This window comes from Cohnella sp. GbtcB17, assembly GCF_019091135.1.
Lineage (GTDB): Bacteria > Bacillota > Bacilli > Paenibacillales > Paenibacillaceae > Cohnella.
Genome location: NZ_JAGXJW010000124.1, coordinates 1 through 4,559, shown reverse-complemented (window position 1 = coordinate 4,559; position 4,559 = coordinate 1). Strand labels below are relative to the sequence as shown.

4 protein-coding genes are annotated in these 4,559 nt (G+C 63.5%); all 4 read left to right on the top strand.

Going from position 1 to position 4,559, the window contains the following annotated elements; translation table 11 throughout:
* The coding region (kdpB, locus tag KVT38_RS33095; RefSeq protein ID WP_217598001.1) for a potassium-transporting ATPase subunit KdpB at positions 1 to 1,434 on the top strand (1,434 nt) is incomplete at its 5' end.
* A gap of 63 nt (positions 1,435 to 1,497) precedes the next feature.
* Positions 1,498 to 2,121, top strand: a complete 624-nt coding sequence (gene kdpC / locus KVT38_RS33090; RefSeq protein WP_217598000.1) for a potassium-transporting ATPase subunit KdpC — start codon at positions 1,498 to 1,500, stop codon at positions 2,119 to 2,121.
* 98 nt (positions 2,122 to 2,219) lie between these two features.
* Positions 2,220 to 3,038 (top strand): alpha/beta fold hydrolase, encoded by an 819-nt coding sequence (locus KVT38_RS33085; protein WP_217597999.1) that lies wholly within the window; start codon positions 2,220 to 2,222, stop codon positions 3,036 to 3,038.
* Positions 3,035 to 4,559: histidine kinase (locus KVT38_RS33080; protein WP_217597998.1), on the top strand; the 1,525-nt coding region annotated here is incomplete at its 3' end. The genes KVT38_RS33085 and KVT38_RS33080, both read left to right, overlap by 4 nt.

The window sequence follows — 4,559 nt, the reverse complement described above, 5'->3', positions numbered from 1 at the left end:
ATCGCGCTGGTCGAGGGCGCCAAGCGGCAGAAGCCGCCCAACGAGATCGCGCTGGACACCTTGCTCATCAGCCTGACGCTCGTTTTCCTCATCGTCGTCGTCACGCTCGGGCCGATCGCGTCCTACGTAGACGTCAAGCTGGAGGTGCCCGTGCTGATCGCGCTGCTGGTCTGCCTCATCCCTACGACGATCGGCGGGCTGCTGACGGCGATCGGCATCGCCGGCATGGACCGGGTGACGCAGTTCAACGTGCTCGCGATGTCGGGCAAGGCGGTCGAGGCCGCGGGCGACATCAACACGATGATACTCGACAAGACGGGTACGATTACCTTCGGCAACCGGATGGCAAGCGACATCGTCCCCGTGGGCGGCGCCGGGATTGACGAGACGGCCGCCTGGGCGGCGATCGCGTCCCTGCAGGACGAGACGCCGGAAGGCCGCTCGGTGCTGGAGTGGATGAGGAAAAACGAAAAGGCGTTCGACGCCTCGCTTGCCGACGGCGGCGGCTTCGTCGAATTCAAGGCGGAGACGCGCATGAGCGGCATCGATCTGTTGGACGGACGCCGCGTGCGCAAGGGCGCCGTCGACGCCGTCCACAAATGGGCGGCGGCGCGGGGCGGCGCGGTCCCGGGCGATTTGGGCAAGCAGGCGGACCGCATCGCTTCGGAGGGCGGCACGCCGCTGGCCGTGGCGGTCGACGACCGAATCTTCGGCGTCATCTACCTGAAGGATACGGTGAAGCCGGGGATGAAGGAGCGGTTCGACCAGCTCCGCGCGATGGGCATCAAGACGATCATGTGCACGGGCGACAATCCGCTGACGGCGGCGACGATCGCCAGGGAGGCGGGCGTCGACGACTTCATCGCGGAGAGCAAGCCGGAGGACAAGATCGCGGTCATCCGCCGCGAGCAGGCCGACGGCAAGCTGGTCGCGATGACCGGCGACGGCACGAACGACGCGCCGGCGCTCGCGCAGGCCGACGTGGGCCTCGCGATGAACAGCGGCACGACGGCCGCCAAGGAAGCGGCCAACATGGTCGATCTCGATTCGGACCCGTCCAAGATCATCGAGGTGGTCGCGATCGGCAAGCAGCTGCTCATGACGCGCGGCGCCTTGACGACCTTCAGTATCGCCAACGATATCGCCAAATACTTCGCCATCATTCCGGCGATGTTCATGCTGGCGATCCCCGAGATGGACGCGCTGAACGTCATGCGGCTCGGTTCGCCGCTGTCGGCGATCTTGTCGGCGTTAATCTTTAACGCCATTATTATTCCGCTGCTTATCCCGCTCGCCATGAAGGGCGTCGCTTATCGCCCGATGAGCGCCGCGCGCCTGCTCGGCCGCAATCTGTTCGTCTACGGCGCGGGCGGCGTCGTGGCTCCTTTTATCGGCATCAAGCTGATCGACCTGATTGTTCACGCCTGGATCTGAAGCGCGGTCGCGCCAGCGCAGGCGATTAAACCTATTAATCATTAATGAAAGAAGGAATCGGCCATGGCTACGCTTGCGCAGGATCTGCAAGGCGGCGAGGAAGAGCGCTCCGGCGGCTCGATGCTTTGGATCGCCATTCGCTTAAGCCTGCTGTTTATCTTCTTGTGCGGGATTGTTTATCCGCTCGTCAGCACCGGGCTCGCACAGCTGCTGTTTCCACATCAGGCGAACGGCAGCCTGCTCAAGGACAAGGCGGGCAACGTGGTAGGCTCCGAACTGATCGGTCAGTCCTTCGCCGACCCGAGCTACTTTCAGGGACGCGTATCGAGCATCGACAACAAGGCGGTGGCTTCCGGCTCGAACAACTACGCGCCTTCGAATCCGGACCTGCTCGCCAGGGTCAAGGCATCGATCGCGCAGTGGCAGAAGGACAATCCGGACGTGCCGGTCGACCGGCTGCCGATCGCACTCATCACCAACTCGGGCTCGGGGCTCGACCCGCATATTACGCCGCAGTCGGCACTAGTACAGATTCCGAGGATTGGCAAGCTGACCGGCCTGTCCGCCGCCGAGCTGACGTCTTTGGTCGACGCCTATACGGAGGACCGCGACCTGGGCGTCTTCGGGGACAAGCGGGTGAACGTGCTGAAGCTGAATCTGGCTTTGAAGGAAAAGCTGGGCAAATAACGTCCTGATCCGCCCTCCCCGCGCGTCTGTCGCGGGACGGGGCGATCGTGCGTCCAATGGTCTTTATCTAATTTCGCAAATAAACGAGGTGTATGGCTTTGCCGGTCGCCAGGCTTAACGGAACGTCGATCTACTACGAGATGCAAGGAAGCGGCACAACGATTCTTTTCATTCATGGACACGGGTGGAACCACCGCATGTTCAAACCGCAGCTCGACCACTTTTCCAAGCGATACCGGACGATCGCCTGCGACCTGCGCGGCAACGGGCGGTCGGGCGAGCTTCGCCAATCCCCCGACAATATCATCGATACCCAGTGCCTCGATCTGATCCTGCTGCTCAATTCGCTCGGCATTCGCCAAGCCGTGTTCGTCGGCATCGACTATGGCGGCTTGATCGTGCAGCGGATCGCCGCGCAGTACCCCGAACGGGCGGCTGCGATCGTCATCGCCGACAGCTTCTGCCGCATCGAATCGTCCACCGTCTATGGCAAGCTCCAGCTGGCGGCGGCGTATATGAGCTGGCTCGACTACTATGCGCCCGGCGAGCTGCTTCTTCCCTCGCTGCGGCTTGCCTATCAGAGATGGGCGCCAGCCTACGACGAGCTCCGGCGGAACGTGCTGGACCGAAGGCCCCGCGAGCTGTACCGGCAGCGGCTGGCGACCAGGCGGATCGATTACACGGATCATTTAACGGCGTTCCGTGGTCCGGCGTTAGGCGTGGCGGGCGATTATACGGACTACGGCATCGCCTGCATGGAGGAGCTCGTCGCCTGCCTGCCCCAAGCGGGGCTGGCCGTCATCGCGGACGCACGCGGTCCGAGCAACCTGTGCCGGCCGGAAGCTTTTAATCAGGTCGTCGAGCAATTTCTGAACCGCCACGCGATCCGATCGCTCGGGGAGGCGGAGAGCGGGTGACGGAATATCGGCGGAAAACGCCGGAGGAGATTTTATACGCCATTTCCAAGCTGCATCGGGGACGGCTGAAGATCATCATCGGGGCGGTCAGCGGCTCCGGCAAAACGTATCACATGCTGCGGGAAGGCAATCAGCTGAAGCAGCAGGGGATCGACGTCGTCATCAGCGCGGTATCGACGATGCAGCGGTCGGAAACGGTCGAGCAGACGCTGGCGCTCGAACGGGTGCCGAGCATCCATTGGTGGAAGGACGGCCGGGAGCGGAAGGATCTGCCGCTCGACGCCCTGGTCGCCCGCAATCCGGAGGTGGTGCTCGTCGACGACCTCGCCCATCGCAACCGGGAGGGCGCGAGGTTCAAGACGCGGCTTGAAGACATTCTTTATCTGATGGACCGCGGCATCGGCGTCATCGCGACGATTAACGTCTACGAGCTGGCGGACGAAGGCGAGATCGTCTACAAGCTCACCGGCATCCGCGCCGAGGAGACGGTGCCCTCCGATACGCTGGAGCTGGCGGACGAGGTGCGTTTGATCGATGTGTCGCCGGAGACGATGCTGAAGCGGATCGACGAAGGCATCCTGGGCGAGCGGCGTCATCCGGCGATGTGCCGCCGGGGCAATCTTGGCGTGCTGAGAGAAATCGCGCTGCGGCTCATGGCCGAGGGCGTGAACGATTCGCTCGAGAAGCATCGCGAGGAGCTCGGGCTCGTCGGTCCGTCCGGCGCCGCGGAGCGGATTCTGGTCGCGGCCCAATATCACTGGAACGGCTCACTACACGTGCGCAGAGGGCAGCAGATCGCCAGAAGGCTGAACGGCGAGCTGATCGTGGCGACGTTCGTGCGGCCGAGGCGGGCGCTGACGAAGGAGCAGCAGACGTTTAAGCGGTCGATTCAGAAGCTGGTCGAGAAGGTGGGTGCCCGGTTCGAAGAGCTGCCGCTGCCGCATGCGCGCAAGCTGCCGGCGCTGCTCGTGCGCTATGCCGTCGACAACAAGGTCACGCGCATCGTCATGGGGCATTCCAACCAGAACCGCTGGCAAGAAAAATGGCAGGGCTCCATCGCGAACCGCGTGCTGCGAAAAACGAGGAATATCGACGTGTTCGTCATGGCCGATCGCGCCGCTCACGCGGGCGAGCGCATCCTGCCGATCAAGCCGAAGCCGCGCGCCGAAGCGGACCGTTTCCGCCGCCTGAGTTCCGGCGAGATCGAACGGAAAATCGAGACGCTCCGCCACGGTACCTTTAAGGTGTACATCGGAGCGGCGCCCGGCGTAGGCAAAACCTTCAAGATGCTGCAGGAGGGAAACCGCCTGCAGGCCAAAGGCGTGGACGTCGTCATCGGCCTGCTGGAGACGCATGGCAGGAAGGAAACGGCGGCCCAGGTCGGCGGTCTGCCGATCGTGCCGAGAGCCCAGATCGACTACCAGTCGGCGCGGCTCGAGGAGATGGATACGGAGGCGATCGTCGCGCGTCATCCCGAAGTCGTGCTCGTCGACGAGCTGGCGCACACGAACGTGCCGGGAA